20 protein-coding genes, 1 pseudogene and 1 riboswitch are annotated in these 22,184 nt (G+C 38.7%); of the genes and pseudogenes, 15 read left to right on the forward strand and 6 right to left on the reverse strand.

Annotated elements, in window-relative coordinates; all coding sequences use genetic code 11:
* The first annotated feature begins 1,230 nt into the window (after positions 1-1,230).
* The 14 genes and pseudogenes from B3D94_RS04285 to B3D94_RS04350 all read left to right on the forward strand — a co-directional run bounded on the left by B3D94_RS04285 (position 1,231) and on the right by B3D94_RS04350 (position 15,404).
* A complete protein-coding gene (locus B3D94_RS04285) occupies positions 1,231-1,848 on the forward strand; it encodes a TetR/AcrR family transcriptional regulator (RefSeq protein ID WP_291755090.1) in 618 nt (205 codons plus the stop codon).
* A 120-nt stretch (positions 1,849-1,968) separates the two neighbouring features.
* On the forward strand, positions 1,969-3,111 hold the full coding sequence (locus B3D94_RS04290; protein WP_036122805.1) for an acyl-CoA dehydrogenase: 1,143 nt from the start codon (positions 1,969-1,971) through the stop codon (positions 3,109-3,111).
* A 147-nt stretch (positions 3,112-3,258) separates the two neighbouring features.
* Entirely contained in the window at positions 3,259-4,893 is a 1,635-nt protein-coding gene (locus B3D94_RS04295) for an AMP-binding protein (RefSeq protein ID WP_069479905.1), read from the forward strand.
* Positions 4,894-4,908: 15 nt separating this feature from the next.
* Positions 4,909-6,267, forward strand: coding sequence for an acetyl-CoA carboxylase biotin carboxylase subunit (locus B3D94_RS04300; RefSeq protein ID WP_291755097.1), 1,359 nt, complete (start codon positions 4,909-4,911; stop codon positions 6,265-6,267).
* Between the two features lie 71 nt (positions 6,268-6,338).
* Positions 6,339-6,551, forward strand: coding sequence for an acetyl-CoA carboxylase biotin carboxyl carrier protein subunit (locus B3D94_RS04305; protein WP_031418413.1), 213 nt, complete (start codon positions 6,339-6,341; stop codon positions 6,549-6,551).
* Between the two features lie 14 nt (positions 6,552-6,565).
* Positions 6,566-7,483 (forward strand): hydroxymethylglutaryl-CoA lyase, encoded by a 918-nt coding sequence (locus B3D94_RS04310; protein ID WP_291755120.1) that lies wholly within the window; start codon positions 6,566-6,568, stop codon positions 7,481-7,483.
* The gene (locus tag B3D94_RS04315) at positions 7,480-8,262 is read left to right on the forward strand and encodes an enoyl-CoA hydratase (RefSeq protein ID WP_069479908.1); all 783 of its coding nucleotides are present in this window, start codon (positions 7,480-7,482) and stop codon (positions 8,260-8,262) included. The genes B3D94_RS04310 and B3D94_RS04315 overlap by 4 nt, the downstream gene beginning before the upstream one ends.
* 141 nt (positions 8,263-8,403) lie before the next feature.
* Positions 8,404-9,942: an acyl-CoA carboxylase subunit beta gene (locus tag B3D94_RS04320; RefSeq protein WP_069479909.1), complete on the forward strand. Its 1,539-nt coding sequence runs from the start codon at positions 8,404-8,406 to the stop codon at positions 9,940-9,942.
* A 130-nt stretch (positions 9,943-10,072) separates the two neighbouring features.
* On the forward strand, positions 10,073-10,639 hold the full coding sequence (locus tag B3D94_RS04325) for a VanZ family protein (protein ID WP_069483231.1): 567 nt from the start codon (positions 10,073-10,075) through the stop codon (positions 10,637-10,639).
* A gap of 324 nt (positions 10,640-10,963) precedes the next feature.
* Complete coding sequence (locus B3D94_RS04330) at positions 10,964-11,689, forward strand: hypothetical protein (RefSeq protein ID WP_069479910.1); 726 nt, start codon at positions 10,964-10,966, stop codon at positions 11,687-11,689.
* Positions 11,690-11,713: 24 nt separating this feature from the next.
* Positions 11,714-12,205, forward strand: a complete 492-nt coding sequence (gene ybaK, locus B3D94_RS04335) for a Cys-tRNA(Pro) deacylase (protein ID WP_069479911.1) — start codon at positions 11,714-11,716, stop codon at positions 12,203-12,205.
* Positions 12,206-12,333: 128 nt separating this feature from the next.
* Positions 12,334-12,968: pseudogene (locus tag B3D94_RS04340) on the forward strand (YczE/YyaS/YitT family protein).
* A 101-nt stretch (positions 12,969-13,069) separates the two neighbouring features.
* Complete coding sequence (locus B3D94_RS04345) at positions 13,070-14,146, forward strand: nucleotide kinase (RefSeq protein WP_291755126.1); 1,077 nt, start codon at positions 13,070-13,072, stop codon at positions 14,144-14,146.
* Between the two features lie 58 nt (positions 14,147-14,204).
* Positions 14,205-15,404 carry a glycine C-acetyltransferase gene (locus B3D94_RS04350; RefSeq protein WP_012292670.1) on the forward strand — a complete coding sequence of 400 codons (1,200 nt, stop codon included), beginning with the start codon at positions 14,205-14,207 and terminating at the stop codon, positions 15,402-15,404.
* A gap of 177 nt (positions 15,405-15,581) precedes the next feature.
* Here the strand turns inward: B3D94_RS04350 and B3D94_RS04355 are convergent, their stop codons facing one another.
* The 6 genes from B3D94_RS04355 to B3D94_RS04380 form a co-directional block, all read right to left on the reverse strand.
* Positions 15,582-16,778 carry a CaiB/BaiF CoA transferase family protein gene (locus B3D94_RS04355; protein ID WP_069479914.1) on the reverse strand — a complete coding sequence of 399 codons (1,197 nt, stop codon included), beginning with the start codon at positions 16,776-16,778 and terminating at the stop codon, positions 15,582-15,584.
* Complete coding sequence (locus tag B3D94_RS04360) at positions 16,775-17,935, reverse strand: alpha-hydroxy acid oxidase (RefSeq protein WP_291755133.1); 1,161 nt, start codon at positions 17,933-17,935, stop codon at positions 16,775-16,777. The genes B3D94_RS04355 and B3D94_RS04360 overlap by 4 nt, the downstream gene beginning before the upstream one ends.
* Before the next feature lie 14 nt (positions 17,936-17,949).
* Positions 17,950-18,729, reverse strand: coding sequence for an enoyl-CoA hydratase/isomerase family protein (locus B3D94_RS04365; RefSeq protein WP_291755135.1), 780 nt, complete (start codon positions 18,727-18,729; stop codon positions 17,950-17,952).
* Between the two features lie 13 nt (positions 18,730-18,742).
* A complete protein-coding gene (locus B3D94_RS04370) occupies positions 18,743-19,405 on the reverse strand; it encodes a methionine ABC transporter permease (RefSeq protein WP_069479917.1) in 663 nt (220 codons plus the stop codon).
* The gene (locus B3D94_RS04375; protein WP_069479918.1) at positions 19,398-20,423 is read right to left on the reverse strand and encodes a methionine ABC transporter ATP-binding protein; all 1,026 of its coding nucleotides are present in this window, start codon (positions 20,421-20,423) and stop codon (positions 19,398-19,400) included. The genes B3D94_RS04370 and B3D94_RS04375 overlap by 8 nt, the downstream gene beginning before the upstream one ends.
* A gap of 94 nt (positions 20,424-20,517) precedes the next feature.
* Positions 20,518-21,348 (reverse strand): MetQ/NlpA family ABC transporter substrate-binding protein, encoded by an 831-nt coding sequence (locus tag B3D94_RS04380; protein ID WP_291755140.1) that lies wholly within the window; start codon positions 21,346-21,348, stop codon positions 20,518-20,520.
* An 88-nt stretch (positions 21,349-21,436) separates the two neighbouring features.
* Positions 21,437-21,542: riboswitch (SAM riboswitch) on the reverse strand.
* Positions 21,543-21,664: 122 nt separating this feature from the next.
* Between B3D94_RS04380 and B3D94_RS04385 the strand changes: the two genes are divergently transcribed.
* A complete protein-coding gene (locus tag B3D94_RS04385; RefSeq protein ID WP_069479920.1) occupies positions 21,665-22,168 on the forward strand; it encodes a PPC domain-containing DNA-binding protein in 504 nt (167 codons plus the stop codon).
* The last annotated feature ends 16 nt before the right edge of the window (positions 22,169-22,184 follow it).

Genomic DNA, 22,184 nt, shown 5'->3' on the forward strand with positions numbered 1-22,184 from the left:
GTGTGCTGGCTGTTTTTTTATTTGCAACTATTAGTAAGGAACCACCCAAACATGAAAACTCTTTCTATATATAGGTCCCATCATTCAGATTCTTTTTAAACTAAAGTTGCAGGATAGTCCAATAATCAATCTTTATAACGAATTTAATAGTAATTAAGATGAATTGTACATAAAGGCGGTATTGTCAGCGAAAGTAGTAAATTTAATTCTTTGCTAGATGAAAAAAATTTCAAAAGATAAATTTATTCAGGAAGTAGTCAGGTTCGCACAATTAAGGAGGCGGAGACTAGTTATATGATGACCTCAACGCTAGTTTACGACTTGTGAATAGAACTTCCACCACCTAACTGTGGAACATGTCAGATGCACAATAGAAAGTACCACAATTATAAAAATTGCGGTAATCCAAAATGTTATGCTATCTAGCAGGGTTCTTTACAAGCATGTACCGAATCAGTAAAGTTTGATTTACCTATTGAATAACTGAAAGATATTGTACAAAGAAAAATCAGGTATTTCACTAGATTTATAATGCTAGACATATAGTTTTGACAAACATGAAGTAGGAGCCATCCCAAATTCCCCATTATCTATTTTACAGAAAGTCCAATCGTTTAAGCGCTTTATCCCCATTAATAGTTCACCTTAATTAATTGTTAGCTCATGGGCTGAATAATCTTCATGCAGTATCAGGGTTATTTCGGGTAGTTAAAATTTGCTTCTGAGTCCATCCTTCTTTATTTGTAACAATGAATTTATAAAAAGTTCAATTGAGTGATTGAGTGTATTCTTTTCCTTACAATACTTCTTGTCCTTTTTTAAAACGATAGGGTTAGGGTAATTAGAAATGTGTTCGTTAATTACAGTGTATCTTTGCAAATTTAAATCTCTCCTTTTGTATAATTTAAAAATGGTTTCTTGAACAGCAGTGAAAAATGGTTTGATGGTGTAAAGAGAAAAGCAAATTTAAAAAATGTCATGAAGACGAGTGGTATAACATAAGGTATGAATGTGTTTGTGCTCTTTGAATTCTGTTTAATGTTATTTTTATGCTCGTATTAAAAGAAAAAATCTATTTGATGCTAGACACCAAATTTTGAGAATGCTATATTTATATTGTCATAGTATTTTTATAATTAGGAAAAAATAGAATACTTTCATGAAAGTTGTTGTTTTTCCTGATTATAAGGAGTGATGGAGTAAAGAGCTAGATGAAGGATGATAGGGCCTATGGTAAAGAAAACATTAAAGCAAAGAATTGTAAACGCTTCAGTTGAGCTGTTTCAGCAGGATGGTTATCACAATGTAACTGTTGATCGTATCGTTGAATATATAGGGGCATCAAAGGGTGGATTTTATCATAATTTTAAATCAAAAGATGAATTGTTGTATGAAATTCATGATGTCTTTATTTCATATGTTATTCAACAATCACAGGATGCATATGACAAATACGACACGCCTATTACACGGTTATGTGCGATGCTACAAACGCTGACACAAGTATTTGATATGTATCAAGCACATATTACCATTTTTTACGAAGAAAGTCGTTCGCTCTCAGATGAGTATAGTGAGATCATTCATAAAAAAAGAGATCATTATCGGGACATCTTGCAAAAAGTGATAGCAGAGGGCCAAGAAACGAAGGTTTTTCGTACAGAATTGCCTTGTACCATTGTTACGATGGCGATTGTGGGAATGATTAACTGGACATATAAATGGTTTAAGCAATCTGGGCCATTAACAATGGAGCAAATTACAGATGTTTTTACCGACATGGTATTGCGTGCGATTGTGACAGAACAAGCAATGGAAGAAGCAAAGCAATTTATGATAAAGGGGTAACCAGTAGAAAACACTGGTTTTATTATTTGCTTTTACAAACCGACTAGTCGGTATTTACTTGAAGTAAATTATCTTTGAGCTAAATCTACTATGGCAAATTTGACATTAGGGGGATTAGGGATGAATTTTGAATTAACAAAAGAGCAAGTGATGATTCGAGACATGGTACGTGATTTTGCTGAGAAGGAGATTAAACCGTATGCTCGTGAGGTTGATGAGACATCAACGATGAGAATAGAAAGCTTTAAAAAGATGGCAGAACTAGGCTTGTTGGGTATCCCATTTCCTGAAGAATATGGTGGCTCAGGTGGTGATACGGTGTCCTATGCTTTAGCTGTAGAGGAAATTGGTCGTGCATGTGGGGGCACAGGCTTAAGTTATGCAGCTGCTGTTAGCTTAGGAGCTTCGCCAATTTACAACTTTGGTACGGAGGAGCAAAAGCAGGAATTTCTTGTTCCATTGGCAAAGGGTGAGACATTAGGATCATTCGGTTTAACAGAGCCTAATGCAGGTTCAGATGCAGGCGGTACACGCACTACGGCGGTTATTGATGGAGATGATTATGTTATTAATGGAGAAAAATGCTGGATTACCAATGCAGGATACGCTCGACAAATCATTGTAACTGCGGTGACTGGTAAACGCGAGGATGGCAAAAAGATTATTTCTTCTATTATTGTGCCAACGAATACTCCAGGGGTAACGATTAATTGTAACTATGACAAAATGGGTGTCCGAGGTTCTAATACATGTGAGATTGTTTTACAAAATGTTCGCGTTCCTCGATCCAATCTATTAGGCGATGAAAAGCGAGGCTTTAGCCAGTTTTTAAACACTTTAGATGGTGGCCGTATTTCAATAGCAGCTCTTTCTGTTGGAATTGCACAGGCCGCTTATGAGAAGGCACTGAAGTTTGCAAAAGAACGCGAGCAATTTGGTGCACCTATTTCGAAGCTACAGGCAATTCAATTTAAATTAGCAGATATGGCGATGGAAATAGAGCTTGCTCGTACGCTTGTACATAAAGCGGCATGGCTAAAAGATCAAAAGAAACCATTTGGTAAAGAAGCAGCAATGGCTAAATTATTTGCTTCTGAAATGGGCTTCCGGACGTGTAATCAAGCTATTCAAATTCATGGCGGTTCTGGATATATGAAAGAATACGATGTAGAACGTCATTTACGTGATATTAAATTAATGGAAATCGGTGAAGGAACATCTGAAATTCAACGTCTTGTTATTTCTCGTTTAATTGGCTGTTAATTATATTCAACTCATTGTGTCCGGGATCAGTTTTGTGCTGCATAGAGCACTTCTTTCTGATACCGAGACACCTGCTGAAAAGTAGCTTAATTCCGCATTCATCTCATTGCTGAAAGAAGTTTAATAGCATAAACAAGGGGGATCTTCATGGCAGAACTTGTGTATCAAACAATTGGTCAATTGCTAGATGAACAATCTAAAAAGTACCCGCAGAACGAGGCTTTGGTCTATGCTGATAGGAATTTACGAATGACTTATGAGCAGCTAAATCGACAAGCGCGATTGGTAGCAAGGGGTTTAATGGCTTTAGGAATTGAAAAAGGAGACCATATTGCTGTATGGACGACCAATGTTCCTGAGTGGGTACAGCTTCAATTTGGTACAGGAAAGATGGGAGCTCCAATCGTTACAGTAAACACTAATTATCGTGCTAGTGAATTGGAGTATCTATTAAAGCAGTCTGATGCCAAAACGATATTTTTAATTGAAAATTATCGAGACCATTCTTTTATCCATACACTTCAAGAGTTATGTCCGGAGCTTGAACATTGTGAACCAGGTAATTTGCAATCAAAGCGACTACCTTTATTAAAAAATGTTATTTTAATCGGCGAAACTAAGTATCCCGGTGTATTAAATTGGTCCGATGTAGTAGCAGCGGCTGATCATGTAACCGAGGAACAATTAGAACAAAGAGAGCAATCTCTTCATTATGATGATGTGATTAATATTCAATATACGTCTGGTACGACAGGTTTTCCTAAAGGTGTGATGCTTACACATTTTAACTTAGTGAACAATGCGGTCAACATTGCAGAGTGTATGCGGTTAACAGCAGAGGATCGCCTATGTATACCTGTTCCATTTTTCCATTGCTTTGGCTGTGTTATCGGAACATTAGCAATTACAACTAGTGGTGGAACGATGGTGCCGGTACAAGAATTTTTACCTGAAGAGGTGCTAAGGACGGTTCAACAAGAAAAGTGCACAGCATTACATGGCGTACCAACGATGTTTATTAGTGAGCTTAATTTACCGAATTTTGAGTCTTTCAACCTTTCAACTCTACGGACAGGAGTCATGGCGGGCTCTAATTGTCCGATAGAGGTAATGAAAGCGGTCATTGAGAAAATGGGCATGACAGATATTACGATTTGCTATGGTCAAACAGAATCATCCCCAGTTATTACGCAAACAAGAACAGATGACCCGTTAACGTTAAAAGTGGAGACGGTTGGCCGTGCCTTACCAAACTTAGAGGCGAAAATTGTAGTTCCTGGAACAAACGAGGAAGCACTTACAAATGAACAAGGCGAGCTATGTACAAGAGGCTACCATGTAATGAAAGGCTACTATAAAAACCAAGAAGAAACCGATCTTGCCATTGATCAAGATGGCTGGCTGCATACGGGTGATTTGGCAACGATGGATGAAGCGGGCTATGTCCGTGTAACCGGTCGTTTAAAAGATATGATTATTCGCGGTGGTGAAAATTTATATCCCCGTGAAATTGAGGAGTTTCTTTATACACATCCGAAAATATCCGATGTTCAGGTTGCTGGTGTTCCTGATCCTGTGTATGGGGAGGAAGCGGCAGCTTGGATTATTTTAAGAGAAGGTGAACAGGCATCAGAAGAGGAGATTCGAGAATATTGTCGGGAGAAAATCTCTAGACATAAAATCCCAAAACATATTTTCTTTATCGATCATTATCCGATGACTGCTTCAGGAAAGGTTCAAAAATATAAATTACGAGAAGATTTTGTCATGACCGTCAGATAAGGAGGGGCAGTGAATATGTTCAAAAAAGTATTAATTGCAAATCGTGGGGAGATTGCTAGACGTGTTATCAGAACATGCAAACGCCTAAATATTCAAACGGTTGCTATTTATTCTGAGGCAGATGCTGAAAGTTTACATGTGAAGGATGCGGATGAGGCGTACTGTGTAGGGAAACCACCTGTAGCACAAAGCTATTTAAATATAGAACGTATTCTAGAAATTGCACTAGAAAATAGCGTCGAGGCTGTTCATCCTGGCTATGGTCTACTGTCAGAAAATGCAGAGTTTGCAAAGCGCTGTGAAGAGGAAGGTTTAATTTTTATTGGACCAAGTGCTGATGTTATTGCTTCAATGGGAAGTAAATTAGAGGCACGTAAAACAATGAAAGCTGCAGGTGTTCCCATTGTAGAGGGTGTAGAGACACCTGTAAAGGATGCAGAAGAAGCTACTGAAATCGCTGAACGTTTAGGCTATCCAATTATGTTAAAGGCATCGGCAGGCGGTGGCGGTATCGGTATGCAACTTGTTGAAAATGCAGAGGAACTAGCAAAAGCATTTGAGGGAAATCAAAAACGTGCACAGTCATTTTTCGGTGATGGCACGATGTACATGGAGAGATTTATTGCTAACCCTCACCATGTTGAAGTACAAATTATTGCCGATCATCAAGGCAATGTGGTTCCGTTATTTGAACGTGAATGTTCGATCCAACGAAGAAATCAAAAAGTAGTAGAAGAAGCACCATCACCATTCATTTCACAGGAGACAAGAGATAAGATGCTAGAAGCGTCAGTGAAAGCGGCGAAGCATATTGGCTATATCAACGCTGGAACGATTGAGTATTTGGTAGATGAGGATCAAAACTTTTATTTCTTAGAAATGAATACAAGATTACAAGTAGAGCATCCTGTGACAGAGGAAATTACGAAACTTGATTTAGTAGAGGAGCAATTAAAAATCGCTGCACATCAACCCCTTTCCTTTACAAAAGAAAGTATTACGAAACAGGGTCATGCGATTGAAGTGCGTATATACGCTGAAAATCCTTCTACATTTTTCCCGTCTCCTGGTACGATAACAGCTCTAGAATTACCAACAAGCGAAGGAGTTCGACATGAGTGTGGTGTAGAGACAGGTTCAGCAGTTACACCATTTTATGATCCAATGATCAGTAAATTGGTAGTGTGGGGAGAAACAAGGGACATTGCCTGTGAAAGATTAATCCAAGCACTGAAAGCATATAAAGTGGAGGGTATTCAAACGAATATTCCGATGCTGCTAAAAACTGTTACACATGAACAGTTTTTAAAAGGCTATACGACTACAAAATTTGTCGAACAATTTTATTTACCACAATTAGCAGAGTCAAAGTAAGTATTGAAGAGCATTCGTGCTTCATAGAGAGGGCGAATGCATAATTAATTTAAAAGTAGGAGTGAATGATTATGGCAACAGTAAAAGCAAGCATGGCAGGTACAGTATGGAAAATCGTCGTAGCAGAAGGTGAGAAAGTAACGGCAGGGCAGGATGTAGCTATTTTAGAATCAATGAAAATGGAAATTCCGATTGCAGCAGAAGAAGATGGCGTGGTAACAAAAATTATCGCCAATGAAGGAGATTTCATTAACGTTGATGATGATATTTTAGAAATTGAATAAGAGGAGGCCTCTTAATGCAGCTACCTAAGCATGTCGTAATGAAAGAAGTCGGTCCCCGTGATGGTTTACAAAATGAAAAAACTCATATTACAACAGCAGATAAAATACAATTAGTGAATTTGTTAAGCCAAACTGGATTAAATTACATCGAGGTGACTTCATTTGTACATCCGAAATGGATTCCACAGTTGGCGGATGCGGTCGAGGTTCTTCAAGCCATTAAAAGGAACAAGGATATTACTTATGCAGCACTTGTACCTAATATGCGAGGCCTAGAAAGGGCGTTACAGGCTGATGTAGATGAAGTAAGTATATTTATGTCTGCTAGTGAAAGTCATAACCAAAGTAATATTAACAAAACCATAGACGAAACATTTCCTATTTTAGAGGAAGTAGTATTAGGAGCTAAAGCGTCAAAGAAAAAGGTTCGAGGCTATATCTCCACAGTTCTTGGCTGTCCCTATGAAGGATATATACATCCTGATAAAGTACTGCGTGTTACAGATAAATTATTGGGAATGGGTGTAACAGAGATCTCACTTGGTGACACGATTGGCGTGGGTGTACCAACTCAAGTTGAACTTCTTTTAGAGGAACTATTAAAAAGATATTCCGCTGATAATTTTGCTATGCATTTTCATGATACGCGTGGCACGGCGCTGGCCAACATTATGAAATCTTTAGAGATGGGTGTAACCAAATTTGATAGTGCGCTTGGTGGTCTAGGGGGCTGTCCATATGCTAAGGGGGCTTCAGGTAATGTAGCTACCGAAGATTTATTATATTTATTTGATGAAATGGGCATTCAAACTGGTGTAGATCGACAAAAAATAGTAGAGGCTGCCCTCTTTATTGAACAGAAATTAGGCAAAGCTGTAGCTTCAAAGCAAATGGCGATTGTCCGTAATGAAAGGAGTGCGAATCCATTATGACTCAACTTGTTCGCTTTGAATTACTAGAGGGAAGTATTGGACTTATTACCCTTTTAAGACCAGAGGCTGCGAACGCGATGTCTGTACAGTTACTGCGAGAGTTATCTGATACGCTTGATCAAATCAACGGAGATCCGACAGTGCGAGTAGTCTTACTAACAGGTGCTGGAGAAAAAGCATTCTGTGCTGGGGCTGATTTAAAAGAACGCAAAGGTATGTCCGATCGACAAGTGAAGCAAATCGTGCAGTTGATTGGTGCCACAGTGGCAAAAGTGGAGACACTCGCTCAACCTGTCATTGCGGTGCTAAATGGAGTAGCCTTTGGTGGTGGTCTAGAATTAGCTTTAGCTTGCGATTTACGTGTCGCAGCAGCACATGTTAAGTTAGGTCTCACTGAAACCTCTCTCGGTATTATTCCAGGGGCAGGAGGAACGCAACGACTTCCGCGACTAATTGGTCTTGGGAAGGCAAAGGAATTAATTTATACAGCGCGTCGCTTAAATGCTGAGGAAGCTAAAAATTATGGCATCGTTGAATATGTTCATGAGACACATGAGGTAATGGAAAGGGCACAGCAGCTTGCTCTAGAAATAGCAAAAAATGCACCATTATCGCTAGTACAGGCTAAAGTGGCTATGAATCAGGGTGTTGAGGTAGATTTAGCTACCGGTTTAAAAATTGAATCACTTGCATATAGTGCACTGATCCCTACAGAGGACCGATTAGAGGGGCTACTAGCCTTCCAAGAGAAGCGAGCACCACAATATTCAGGAAAATAAAGAAGAGAATCCAATCAGATTAATCACACTGACGGAAATCTAAGCGCATTCTCATTGATTTTTTGGCGCATTGACAAAGGGGAATAGGGGCGCTAAAAAAATAATTTGGCGTAATTGAATGGGCAAAGGGAGGAATTAAACATGAGCAATATTTCAACAGAAAACACGCCACCTACAATGAAAGATAAAATTCTTTCTGGTGGTTTACCAAAATATCATGACAAAAATGCACAGCAAGGGAAGCTATTTGTACGTGAACGTCTTGAATTATTATTAGATGATGGTCTTCAATCAGAGGATGGCCTTTATGCAAACTGTTTGGCAGGCGATTTACCTGCTGATGGTGTTGTCACAGGGATTGGTAAAATTCATGGTCGTACCGTTTGTGTTTTAGCAAATGACTCAACGATTAAAGCAGGATCATGGGGAAAACGTACGGTTGAAAAGATGATTCGTATTCAAGAAACTGCAGAAAAACTTAACTGTCCGTTACTATATTTAGTTGATTCAGCAGGTGCACGTATTACAGATCAGTTAGAAATGTTCCCAGGTAGAAGAGGTGCGGGTCGCATTTTCTACAACCAAGTCAAGTTATCAGGTAAAGTACCACAAATTTGTCTACTATTCGGACCGTCTGCGGCAGGCGGTGCCTACATCCCTGCATTTTGTGATATCGTTGTCATGGTTGAAGGGAACGCATCTATGTATTTAGGATCTCCTCGTATGGCTGAAATGGTTATTGGAGAGAAAGTAGATTTAGAAACAATGGGTGGCGCAAAAATGCACTGTTCAGTTTCCGGCTGTGGCGATGTGCTAGCCAAAACAGAACAAGAGGCCATTGCCTATGCTCGTAAATATTTAGGCTATTTCCCTAATAACTATGCAGAACGTAGCAAAGTAGAGGCACCTAAACCACCAGCTACATTCGATAAATCGATTGAGGAATTGATACCACAAAACCAAAACGTTCCTTTTGATATGTATAAGTTAATTGAACGTATTATTGATGAAGATTCGTTTTGTGAAGTGAAGAAATTATTTGCACCGGAATTAATTACTGGTCTTGCACGTATTAAGGGGCAATCAGTAGGGATAATCGCGAATCAACCTCGTGTTAAGGGAGGCGTATTATTCCACGATTCTGCAGATAAAGCGGCCAAGTTCATCTCTCTTTGTGATGCTTTCAATATACCGCTTCTATTCTTGGCGGACGTCCCAGGCTTTATGATCGGCACACAGGTCGAAAAAGCTGGTATTATCCGTCATGGCGCAAAAATGATCTTTGCGATGAGTGAAGCAACTGTTCCAAAGCTAACGGTTATTGTTCGTAAAGCATATGGTGCTGGCCTATATGCCATGGCTGGTCCTGCCTTTGAGCCAGACTGCTGTATCGCATTATCAAATGCTCAAATTGCAGTAATGGGTCCAGAAGCTGCAGTCAATGCAGTTTATGCAAATAAAATTGCCGAGCTTCCGAAAGAGGAGCAAGCAAGCTTTATAGCTGAAAAACGAAAAGAGTATCAAGAAGAGATTGATGTGTATCGATTAGCATCAGAATTAATTATTGATGATGTAATTGAGCCAAATGAATTACGGAAGGTGCTTGAAAGTCGTTTAGAGCTTTACATGTCAAAATACTTACTTTTCTCACAACGTAAGCATGGGGTAAATCCAGTATAAACACTTATGGGAAGGCTGTCTCTCTGTCAGGAGGCAGTCTTTTTAGTCGATAAATAGTTAACAGCTACTTGCATGGTCTTAAGGAGCATATTAAAATATGGGAAGGAATAAAGGGAAGCGGGTGTTTAGCATGTCAAAAAACAACATAACGGATGTTCAAGGTAATGCCAAGCTCCCATTACCATATCGAGATGTTATTGATACATATTATTTACCAATAAAAATAGTAGGTTGGATGTTATTTAGCATCTATTCTTGTTTAGCTTTTTATAAATTGGTCATCGATCGTTTAGTTAATGTAGTCGTTGTGTTATGGGAAGGTGATTATTCCGTCGGTGATTTAGGGCTGTTTGATTACAGTAGTTGGCGATTAACTACTAATTTTATGCCCTTTGAAACGATTTTCCGTTATATAAACTACTCTCAATATTTTAATTGGGATACGATAATTATTAACTTACTTGGTAATTTATTAATTTTCACCCCTATGGGCTTTTTACTGCCATTACTATCGAAGAAATTCCGCAAAGCAGGAGTTATACTTTGCTTAGGCTTTTTTGCCAGCCTTAGTGTGGAAACGATCCAATTTATTTTTACAGTAGGATCTGCGGATATTGATGATTTAATTTTAAATACTATTGGTGCATGGCTCGGTTATTTAGCTTATAAGTGCCTATTGATAACACCGAAAAAATAAGAAAGCAGCCGGTTTATATAGAGGCTGTTTTTTTATATATTAACACTATTTATTTTGTGCGAATGGTAGTAACTTTTATTGAAATCGAAATGAAAGTACTAAAGGACTGAGGCATATATTCTTCAGGATTAGGTATTTATATCTAAAAATGATTTTAATTTGTACCCCTTTAGGTGGTTAGTAGTCATTTATTCTTGAATTTAATAATGAAAATTCCGATAATAAGAGTACAGAAGCTGTTTCGAAGGAATAGATATAGTAATAAAAAATGTTCATATCTAGTAACAAAATAGCATATGAAGATAGAAGGATGAGGTGAAAACTATGAAAATATATAATTCAATGGAGCAAGAGAGAATATCGTCCCCATTTAATCGTAAAAAGTTTCTGCAGCGCAAAGAAGCGGGAGATGCATATCGAAAGAATGCCATGTATTTTCAGCCAAAGAAAAATCCATTATTGCTGGAACTTGAAAACCTACTATTGGGGCGTACAGATCAAGATTTATACGAGCAGCAACAAGAAGATACAGAAGTAGTAACACCCCAACAGCAGGCCATTATGGAAGATTTGCAGCAAACTTCAAAGAATGTCCATGCACATGAGCAAGTTTATAAATGGGCAAGTGGTAATCATGACGGAGCACCTGTTGTAAATAATCCGGATTTGAATGATACATTACAGGTTTTAGAGCAAATGCGAACTGCAGCATTATCATCGTCAAAGCCATCTACTCAAGATGTAAGGTTAGCAGAAAACGTGAATGCTCAAATTCAGCATATTCTACATGAAGTTAACTCAACAGTTGACGCAATAGATGAACAGGACCAACCCTTTGTCAATGAAGTGACTACAGTTAAGGTTCCTGAACGTTTCTCGAAGGAATTGAAATTGGACCCATTTGCAGATACAATTTTCGGTAAGAGCCATGATGCTACTTTAAAATTGAGAGCCTTCAAACAGGCATCTGAAAAGTATGCAGCACATGTTCAAATGACGAAGAATGGCTATCGTCCAGGAAATGATTCGATGTTCTCTTTGATAGCCTAATGTTGTAGATAGGAGATTACGGTTATGGCGAAGGCAAAGCATGCCAAAACAAATGCGATAAGATTATTAGAGCAGCAAAAAATCCAATTTGATGTGTTGGAATATGAAATTGGAGACGGTCAAGTAGACGGTGTGTCTGTTGCCGAAAAAATTGGTCAGCCAGTTACCCGTGTTTTTAAAACATTAGTAGCAAAAGCAAGTGCACAAAAGCTATTTGTATTTGTTATTCCAGTGGCTGAGGAACTGGATTTAAAGGCTGCCGCAAAGGTAGTTGGAGAAAAGAAAATTGATATGCTACCTGTAAAAGATTTACTTAACTATACAGGGTATGTCCGTGGTGGATGCTCGCCAGTAGGCATGAAAAAATTGTATCCTACGGTAATCGATAAAACTGCTCAACAACAAGGCAGTATTATTGTAAGTGCAGGGAAAATAGGTATGCAAATCCATGTTCAACTTAATGATTTGAAGAATATTACAAAGGCCCAGCTTGCGCCAATTACAACTATCCATTAGTGAAAAATGGATAGTTTTTTTAATAGAATAGGGTTATCCATCCTTCCATTTACAAGCACGATTTCACGATATTTGAAGAAAACATGATACAGTTAGAGCATTATCAAATATAAAGAGAGGGATAGGGAATGCGCAAAATAATGGGGTGGCGCTGGACATTTTTTTATTGGCGGCTTGATTGTGATGTCACTGGGGATTACGATGTCTATTAAAGGGAAGATAATTGGAACGAGCCCTTGGGATGTCTTGCATGTAGGGTTACTTCAAAACTTTGGATTAACGATTGGTACATGGTCTATATTAACAGGTCTTTTTATTGTTGCATCTACATCAATTGTATTGCGTGAGTGGCCTAAAATTGGTACATGGCTGAATATGCTACTAATCGGTTCATTCATCGATGTATTTAACTGGCTATTGCCTTCAACAGATCAATAGTTTACAAATTACATATTTTATCATTGGTTTATTTGTCTTAAGCTTTGGCTGTGGTATGTATATTGCTCCAAATATGGGTGCAGGCCCTCGAGATACATTAATGATGATACTTGTCGAAAAATTTGGCGGAACTATTAAAACTGCGAGAATGGGGATCGAAGTTCTAGTAACTATTGTAGGATGGCTACTAGGTGGCCCAGTTGGAGTGGGAACAGTATTAATTGCTTTAACTTCCGGATATATTGTGCAATATTCATTACCTTATTGTCGCAAAGTATTAATGAAATGTATTGGTCATATTGAAGACATGAAGCCTTTTTATTAAACTGTAAAGCTACTTTTATCTGTTAAGGATAGGAGTAGCTTTTCATCTTTTTTAGTGTTCCTTCATATAATGCAAGGCAGAAACAAAAGGAGGAACGACATTTGAACGGAAATGTGACGTATTATTTTGGACACGCATTGACTGGGCAAGGTGTGAAACATTTATATAAAGAAATGATGGAGGAAGCGGAGCTAGTTTATTTTTTACAAGGTGCCTCTACAACTAAAGGATCAGAGCTATTGAAAGAGCTAGGTTATTTTTATGTTAAACAAGGCTTTGCTGTCGAATGGTTTAAGCATGCGTTATTAGAGGAAGTAGTCGAGGCTGTTTATGTAAAGGGTTGTAATAGACTGTACGTCTGGGCATCAGAATGGGATATTGGGCCAACATTACTTGGTACGAAGCATCGTGTTATGTCTTTTTATGATTGCTTGGAAGATATCCAGCTTGAGAAAATAGGAAAGCAACTTGCTGAAGCAGTACAGGAACGTATGGCTTGGCGTGATAAATGTATTGCCAAGCTAAATCATGCTATCAAACTCCACGATGATTGGGAGGTTGTGACGCAAAGCTGCATGAATTGGCAGGCATTAAATGAACAGGTGGAAAATTTAAAATCGGAAGTTTTCCAATCTATTATTTTAAATAAAACGGGTGAGCGAACACACCGTTTACTTGGAACGCTAACTCCAAGAGGGGCAGAAAATACAGTTGAAAGCATTACGAAAAATATATCGACAAGATTAATGATTAAAGGCAAACCGGGTACAGGCAAATCCTCCTTGATGAAAGGCCTAGCAGATGAGGCGAATGCAAGAGGACTCGATGCTCAAATTGTATGGTGTGGCTTAGATGCAGGATCTGTCGATATGGTCATTATCCCAGAACTAAATTTCTGTATTTTTGATAGTACGGAACCTCATATTTTTGATCCACAGGATGGCCGATTAGGCGATAAGATATTTGATATAGGGCAACATTGTGAGCTTACGGAAGAGGCAGAATTAGCAATTGAGGACGTTCGAGCGCGCTATAAAGAAGCCATGCAAGATGCGATGGGCTACTCAAAGCGTTATGCAGAAACAGAATATACAGTGCGGCGTTTATTGGATAATTGCCTATCCGCCTCTTTATGGCGAGAAAAAACAGCGTCATTATTCGAAAGATTAACAAAATAATTTAGCTATAGGCTTGCTTATGCTAAACTAGGAGCTAGAACTGTTTTCCTAGGAAAGGATGATACGCTTGTCAAAAGTATTGAATGCATTTTTAGACGAAAACCTACAAGCCCTACATGAACAAGGCTTATACAATGAAATTGATCCAGTAGAGGGTGCAAATGGCCCGATAATACAGGTACGTGGCAAAAATCTTGTTAACTTATCTTCTAACAATTATCTAGGCTTAGCAACGAATGAAGAATTAAAGCGTATTGCCAAAGAAACGATTGAAAAATATGGTGTTGGAGCAGGTGCTGTTCGTACTATTAACGGGACACTGGACTTACACGTTAAATTAGAAGAAAAGCTTGCTGAATTTAAAGGAACTGAAGCAGCTATTTCTTATCAATCTGGCTTTAATTGTAACATGGCAGCTATTTCAGCTGTTATGGATAAAAACGATGCAATACTTTCTGATCAATTAAACCATGCCTCTATTATAGATGGTTGTCGTTTATCTAAGGCGAAAATCATTGCGTTTAATCACTCAGATATGGATGATTTACGTGCCAAGGCAAAAGCGGCAAAAGAATCTGGTTTATACAATAAAGTGATGGTTATTACGGATGGTGTATTCTCAATGGATGGCGACATTGCTAAATTGCCGGAGATTGTGGAAATTGCCAAAGAATTTGATTTAATTACTTATGTTGATGATGCACATGGTTCAGGTGTAACTGGTAAAGGCAAAGGAACTGTGAAGCACTTTGGACTTGAAAAAGAGATTGACTTCCAAATTGGTACATTATCAAAAGCAATTGGTGTCGTAGGTGGCTATGTAGCTGGTAAGAAGAATTTAATTGATTGGTTAAAAGTTCGCTCTCGTCCATTCTTGTTCTCAACAGCTTTACCACCAGGTGATGTGGCAGCCATTACAGCTGCTGTACAAATGCTAATTGATTCTACAGAGCTTCACGATAAGCTGTGGGATAATGGTAACTATTTAAAAGCGGGACTAGAGAAGCTTGGCTTTAATATTGGTGAATCTGAAACACCAATTACTCCTTGTATTATTGGGGATGAAAAGCTGACACAAGAGTTTTCAAAACGCTTATTTGAAGAAGGCGTTTATGCGAAATCAATCGTATTCCCAACCGTTCCTAAAGGTACAGGTCGTGTTCGTAATATGCCAACTGCAGCTCATACAAAAGAAATGCTTGATAATGCGTTAGCCATTTACGAAAAGGTTGGTCGTGAACTAGGTGTAATTCAATAATACGAAAAGGCTACCTCCGTTGTGGAGGTAGCCTTTTTGATTACAATGAAAACGGGCGCATCTTCCAATCAAAATTCTATGAAAAATGGATAGCCCGGGCAGAGTAACGGATAGTCGGCCAAAAGTCATCTATAGCACGCCTAAAGTGATCGATAGCTCGTCAAAATTACGGGCTTCTTATTTTGAGCTAATTACATTCGCTTTTGTTAGCTGCTGAACTTCAAAATCAGAGATGTTTAATGCCTGCAAAATTTCTTCATTATGCTGTCCTAAAGTTGGCGCTGCACTTGTTAATTGACCCGGCGTGCGTGAGAATTTTGCTGGGAAACCTAATGTTCTCATGGGACCAGCAGTTGGATGGTCATAGGACAAGACCATACCACGCTCTAAAATATGGGGATCATTTAAGGTTTGGTCATAGGAATAGATAGGGCTGGATGGTACGCCGTGTTCATCTAAAAGCTCCAGCCAGTAAGTTGCTGGATGTTTCGCTAATTCACTTTCAATTTCTGCCTCTAACGCCTTTACATGCTGAGCACGTGAATAGTTAGTAATAAAGAGGGGATTGTCTAACCAATCAGGTCGTTTGACAACCTTTGTCGCAAAAATTTCCCATAGCTTTTGATTGCCAGCACCTATTAAAATATAGTCATCCTGTGTTTTAAAGCCTTGATATGGTGCGGATACTCGATGGGCAGTCCCTGTTCGCTCGGGTAATTCTCCTTGACCAAAGTAGGCAGCAGCCTCCCAAACAGTCCAAGCAAGCCCTGACTCTACTAAAGATACATCGATATATTGCCCCTCACCACTGCGGAGCTTATAAATATAGGCCATTAAAATAGATTGTAAAGCAGTTTGGGCAGCGGCAATATCATTGACAGCAAAGCCAACTTTTACAGGTCGGCCCTGTGGTTCACCAGTCATATGCATTAAGCCACTTAGACCCTGTGCCATAATATCATAGCCGCCTTTCTGGCTATAAGGACCCGTTTGTCCATAGCCAGAAATAGAGCAGTAAATGAGTCCAGGATTAAGGGCTTTTAAAGTATCATAATCAATCCCTAGCTTTTTCGTAACACCTGGTCGATAGTTTTCCACAAGCACATCAACAGATTGGATAAGCTCTTTGAATAAAGCCAAGCCCTCTGGCGTTTTTAAATTGATACAAGCACCTTTTTTATTGCGATTAACCATCATATACATATGACTTTCTTCATGAACGAACGGGCCCATTGCTCGGGTGTCGTCTCCATTTGGATATTTCTCGATTTTAATGACTTCTGCGCCCATATCTGCTAAGACCATTGTGCAATAAGGACCAGCTAAAACTTGAGATAAATCAACAACTTTTAATCCCTCTAATGCTTGTTTCATTTAACCTCAGTCCCATCATTTTTGACTAATGTAATCGTACGTAACCCTTCGATGGAGCTTGTACCTGCTAATGCAATGGAAACCTTTAATTCATCATAGATATTTGTCATTACTTTTTCGGCGCCTTGTTGTCCTTCAAGGGCTAGGCCATAGACGAAGGGACGCCCAATTGCTACGGCATCAGCTCCTAAAGCAAGTGCTTTTAAGGCATCCATCCCGCGGTATACACCACTATCTAAAATAATAGGGATTTGTCCATTGACAACACTCACGATGGCGGGAAGGGCATCAAGTGAACCAATAACACCATCTAATTGTCGGCCGCCATGGTTCGATACGATAATACCATCAATCCCATTTTCAAGGGCTAGCTTTGCGTCTTCAGGATGTAAAATTCCCTTTAATAATATAGGGAGATTTGTTCGTCTTTTTAATTCATGAACATGTTCCCAATTGAGTGTAGGGTGGAAAACATTATGCAAGACGCCTTGTACATACGATTCAAATGAATCATTAGGCAAAGAAGCCATAAAGACAGGATCATTTATGTAATTTCCTTTTGCATAGCCTAGCTTTAATGGTGAAAATTGATTGCGTACATCTTCTTCTCGCCATCCAAGCATTACTGTATCGACTGTTAAAACAATAGCTTCAAAGCCAGCTGACTCTGCTCGTGCGGCCATACTAAATGCAATTTCTTCATTTGTAGACCAATACAATTGGAACCATTTTGTTGCTGAAGGGGCAGCTTCGGCAACATCTTCGAGTGCATAGGTGGAGACTGTGCTTTGAATATATGGCATATTTAATTGCTGGGCAGCGCGTACAGCGGCAAGTTCACCTTCCTCGTGAACCATTCCGTTCATACCGACAGGGGCAAAGAGCAATGGCGATGGGTATGTTTTCCCGAACAAATTAATGGATGTATGAACGTTTGAAACATCATTTAAGAAGCGGGGAACAATGGAGTATTTTTCAAAAGCTGAACGATTATTACGTAATGTTTGTTCACCGCCAGCACCTGAGCGAATGTAGCCGAATGGCCCAGCTGGAATTTTTTCCGCTACTGCTTTTTCTAAATCGGCAAAGCAAATGGGGAAGGGGGCTTGGGCAGTGATATTTTTTAAAAGTAGGTCACCATCAGTTGTATTTGTCATCGTTACTACCTCACTTATTTATTGAAAATAGGCTTTCTTTTATTTAAAAAAGCTTGAATACCTTCGTTATAATCATCAGAGCTAAATGAATCGAGAATCAATTGAGCCAGCTCATCACTCTCTTCATTTTCTCCATCCACGATAGCTTGAATTATTTTTTTACTACCTGCATTGGCAATAGATGATTTACTTAAAAGATGCTCAGCAAATTGCATAGTGGCATTTTCAATTTTCTGCGGCTCATGAAGGGCAGTAATCAAACCAATGCTTTTGGCTTCCTCTGCTGTAAAAATGTTTGCTGTGTATAAAATCTCTTTAGCCTTCGCGACACCAACAATATTAATAAGACGTTTAGTGCTTTCAAGATTATAGACAATCCCAATGTTCGCAGCGGTAATGCCAAGCTTACTCTTTGGTGTCGCCAATCTAAAGTCACAAGCATTGGCTAACTCTAAGCCGCCCCCAATCGCTAAGCCCTGAATCATGGCAATCGTAGGATGCGGGAATTTATAGAGGGCATCAATGGCCTTTAAAGCTAGATCATTATAGGCTTTAGCATTATCCGCAGCATAACGAATATCTAAAAACTCACTAATATCAGCACCCGAGGAAAAGGCGACTTCATTGACACCGCGCACAATTAATAGCTTGATAGATGTCTCTGTACGTAACTGTTCTAGCTCGTCTATGATCGCTTGGAACATTGCTCTCGATAAAGAATTTCGTTTGTCAGGACGGTTTAACACTAGCGTTGCGATATAGCCGTTTTTCTCTACATAAATCTCAGTTGACATGGATAGCCTCCTCCTAGTCTTTCTTCAATTTGGCTGAAATTCGGTTACCTATGGATTGTATGCTTTGTACAAGGACGATTAAAATAAACACAGTTGCATACATGACATCTACCTCATAGCGTAAATGACCATAACGGTAGGCTAGGTCGCCTAAACCGCCAGCACCAACCATTCCCGCCATTGCTGTTGCGCCAATCAATCCAATTGTAGCGATTGTTAAGCCTAAAATAATGGATGGGCGTGCTTCGCGTAATAATACATGCCAAATGATATGGCGACGTTTAATACCCATAGCTGTGTAGGCTTCGACAACGCCCGAATCAACTTCTAAAAGCGCTGACTCCATCAGTCGTGCAATATAAGGAGCCGTATAAACTACAAGCGGAACAATAACGCCTTTAACGCCAATCGTTGTACCGACGATAACCTTTGTAAAAGGTAAAATGAAGAATAGTAAAATGATGAATGGCACTGAACGGATAATATTAATGACTAAATTAAAAAATTGATAGAAAAATTTATTTTCGAAGGATTGACCAGGTCGTGTTAAAACAATTAAAAGTCCTAAAGGTATACCAATTAGAATCGAAAAGAATAATGAAATTCCGACCATTTGAAATGTTTCGATAATTGCTTTGCCAATAACCTCTGACCAATCATTAAAGAAATTATTCATGGATCTCTCCTCCTAACTCTTCCACAGTAACGCCATTCTCTGCAAAATAGGTTAGCGCCTTTTGAACAATGTTGGGCTCTCCGTTTAAATGCACCACAATATTACCAACAATGCCATTTTTTAATTCAATAATATTGGCTGTTAAAATGTTTGGTTGTACATCATATACTTTGCTGACTTCAGCCAATAATGGCTTACCAGTACTTTCTCCAAGAAATGTTAAACGAATGACGCTACCTGAAACATTTAACTGCTCAATAAGAGAAGGAGTTAAGTTACGTTGTGAAATGGTACTTAAGAACTTTCTTGTAGTAGGGTGTTGTGGTTTTGCAAAGAGCTCGATAGCCGTACCAAATTCAACTACTTTCCCTGCTTCTAGAACAGATACCTCATCACAAATTTTCTGAATGACATTCATTTCATGTGTAATCAGTAGGATTGTAATTCCTAATTCACGATTAATTTTTAACAATAGTTCAAGAATAGCCTCTGTAGTCTCAGGATCAAGCGCACTTGTTGCTTCATCACTAAGTAAAATTTCAGGCTCTTGTGCTAAAGCTCGTGCAATTGCGACACGTTGCTTTTGTCCACCTGAAAGCTGATTAGGGTAGCTATCTAGCTTTTCTGTTAAACCTACAATTTCGGCATATTTAGCCACACGATTTTTGACGTCTGTTTCGTTATATCCAAGTAGCTTTAAGGGAACTGCGATATTGTTATAAACGGTTGCTGTCTTTAAGAGATTAAAATGTTGAAAAATCATACCGATCTTTTGTCGTGTTTGACGTAAGTCATGAAGTGAAAGGGTAGTAATATCCACATTGTCAATCAAGACTTTGCCTGCTGAAGGACGCTCTAGTAAATTAACACAACGAATCAGCGTACTTTTACCAGCACCGCTATACCCAATTACCCCATGAATTTGTCCTTTTTTTACATGAAGATTGATGCCATCTACAGCCTTTATACTGCCTTTTTTCGTCTTATATTCTTTTGAAATATTTTGTAATTGAATCATCAGATTGGTTGCTCCTTTCTTAACTTCTAAAAAGCAAGAATCTGCGCGGTTTCCATAGTGGAAATTTGGCAGATTCTTTAGCTTATCGCACGTATTACCAGCTAGGGATTACAGAACCTTTGAATTCCTCTTCAATGAAGTGGCGAACTTCATCAGATTGATAAGCCTCAATGAACTTTTTAATCGTTGGGTCGTTTTCATTTTCTGCACGAACGACAATGTAGTTCACATATGGAGAGTCAGTAGATTCTAAAAGAATAGAGTCCTCTTGCGGATTAATGCCAGCTTCCAGCGCAAAGTTAGTATTAATAGCAGCTACATCTACTTCACTAAGCTGTTTTGGAATTTGTGCAGCTTCTAATTCTATGAATTTTAAATTCTTTTTGTTTTCTTCCACGTCACGAACGGATGCTGTTAAGTCCGCTCCATCTTTTAATTTAATATAGCCTGCCTCTTGTAAAACAAAGAGAGCACGCGCTCCATTTGTTGGGTCATTCGGTAAGCCAAATGTTGCGCCTTCAGGAACGTCATCCAATGATTTATATTTTTCAGAGTAAATACCCATTGGATTTAAAATTGTTTTGCCAACCGGTACTAAATCTGTATCGTGATCTTTATTAAATGTATCGAGGAAAGGCTTATGCTGATAGCTGTTTGCATCAAGATCACCTTCAGCTAAGGATGTATTTGGTAAAACATAATCAGAAAATGATTTTAGTTCTACTTCTAGACCTTTTTCCTTTGCGACTTTAGCAGCTACCTCTGCAATTTGCTCATGAGGTCCTGAAGTGACACCCACGACAATTTTATTTTCATCGATAGCTTCGCTTTTTCCTTTACTATCTTCTTTAGAGCCACAGCCCGCTAGTGCTGCTACTAATGTAAGACTTGCTAAACCTACTAAAAATTTATTTTTCTTCTTCATGAAAACGACCTCCAAAAATTGTTTTATCGGTTTTTGAAAATAAAAAAAACTCTCTTACAAATTAAGAGAGGCTCATGAAAAAAGTCCTCTCTTATCTATCAAACGAATTTCGTTTGCAGGATTTAGCACCTTCCTTCATAAAAGGAGGTTGCCGAGCTTCATAGGGCCAGTCCCTCAGCTACTCTTGATAAGAGATTCATATTATATTTTTGTATTTCCGATAGAACTAATATAATTTATAGGGTATAGTAAGTCAATAAATATTTTTAAAATTTTTTATATTGTTATAATATTTTGTCGCGAAGGAGGGTGAAGAATGTCCGTAAGAGTTAATTATGGCATAGGTTCATTTGGTAAGGTGATTAGTGCTCGTCTCCTCATGGGAACAGACATTATTGAAGGAATTGAGGCACTTTGTGAAGAGAATAAAATTGAATCGGCAACCATAATTAGTTGTATTGGTAGTTTTCAAAAAAGTAGCTTTGTTTATTTAGTACCAGATGAAACTTCCCACATTAAAGTTCGATTTAGTGATGTGGTCGAGAAAGAGGGGCCACTCGAGTTTATCCAAGGTTCAGGAGTTGTTTGTAAGCGTGATGCACAATATGAAACGCATTTCCATGGTTCCATGAGTGATCAATGGGGAGTGGTTTCAGGCGGTCATTTTATAAAGGGCGGAAATATCGTCATAACAGCAGATGTAGTGCTGGCAGAAGTTCAAGGCATTCAGCATATCCGTCAGTTGGACGATGAAACAGGTCACATGCAATTTTATCCATTAGAACATGGATTAGATCTTCCAAGGAAAATTGAAAAATAGTAAGTCCTGTAGCTAG

Origin of the sequence: Lysinibacillus sp. UBA5990 (assembly GCF_002429815.1) — a bacterium.
Taxonomy (GTDB): Bacteria; Bacillota; Bacilli; order Bacillales_A; family Planococcaceae; genus Lysinibacillus; species Lysinibacillus fusiformis.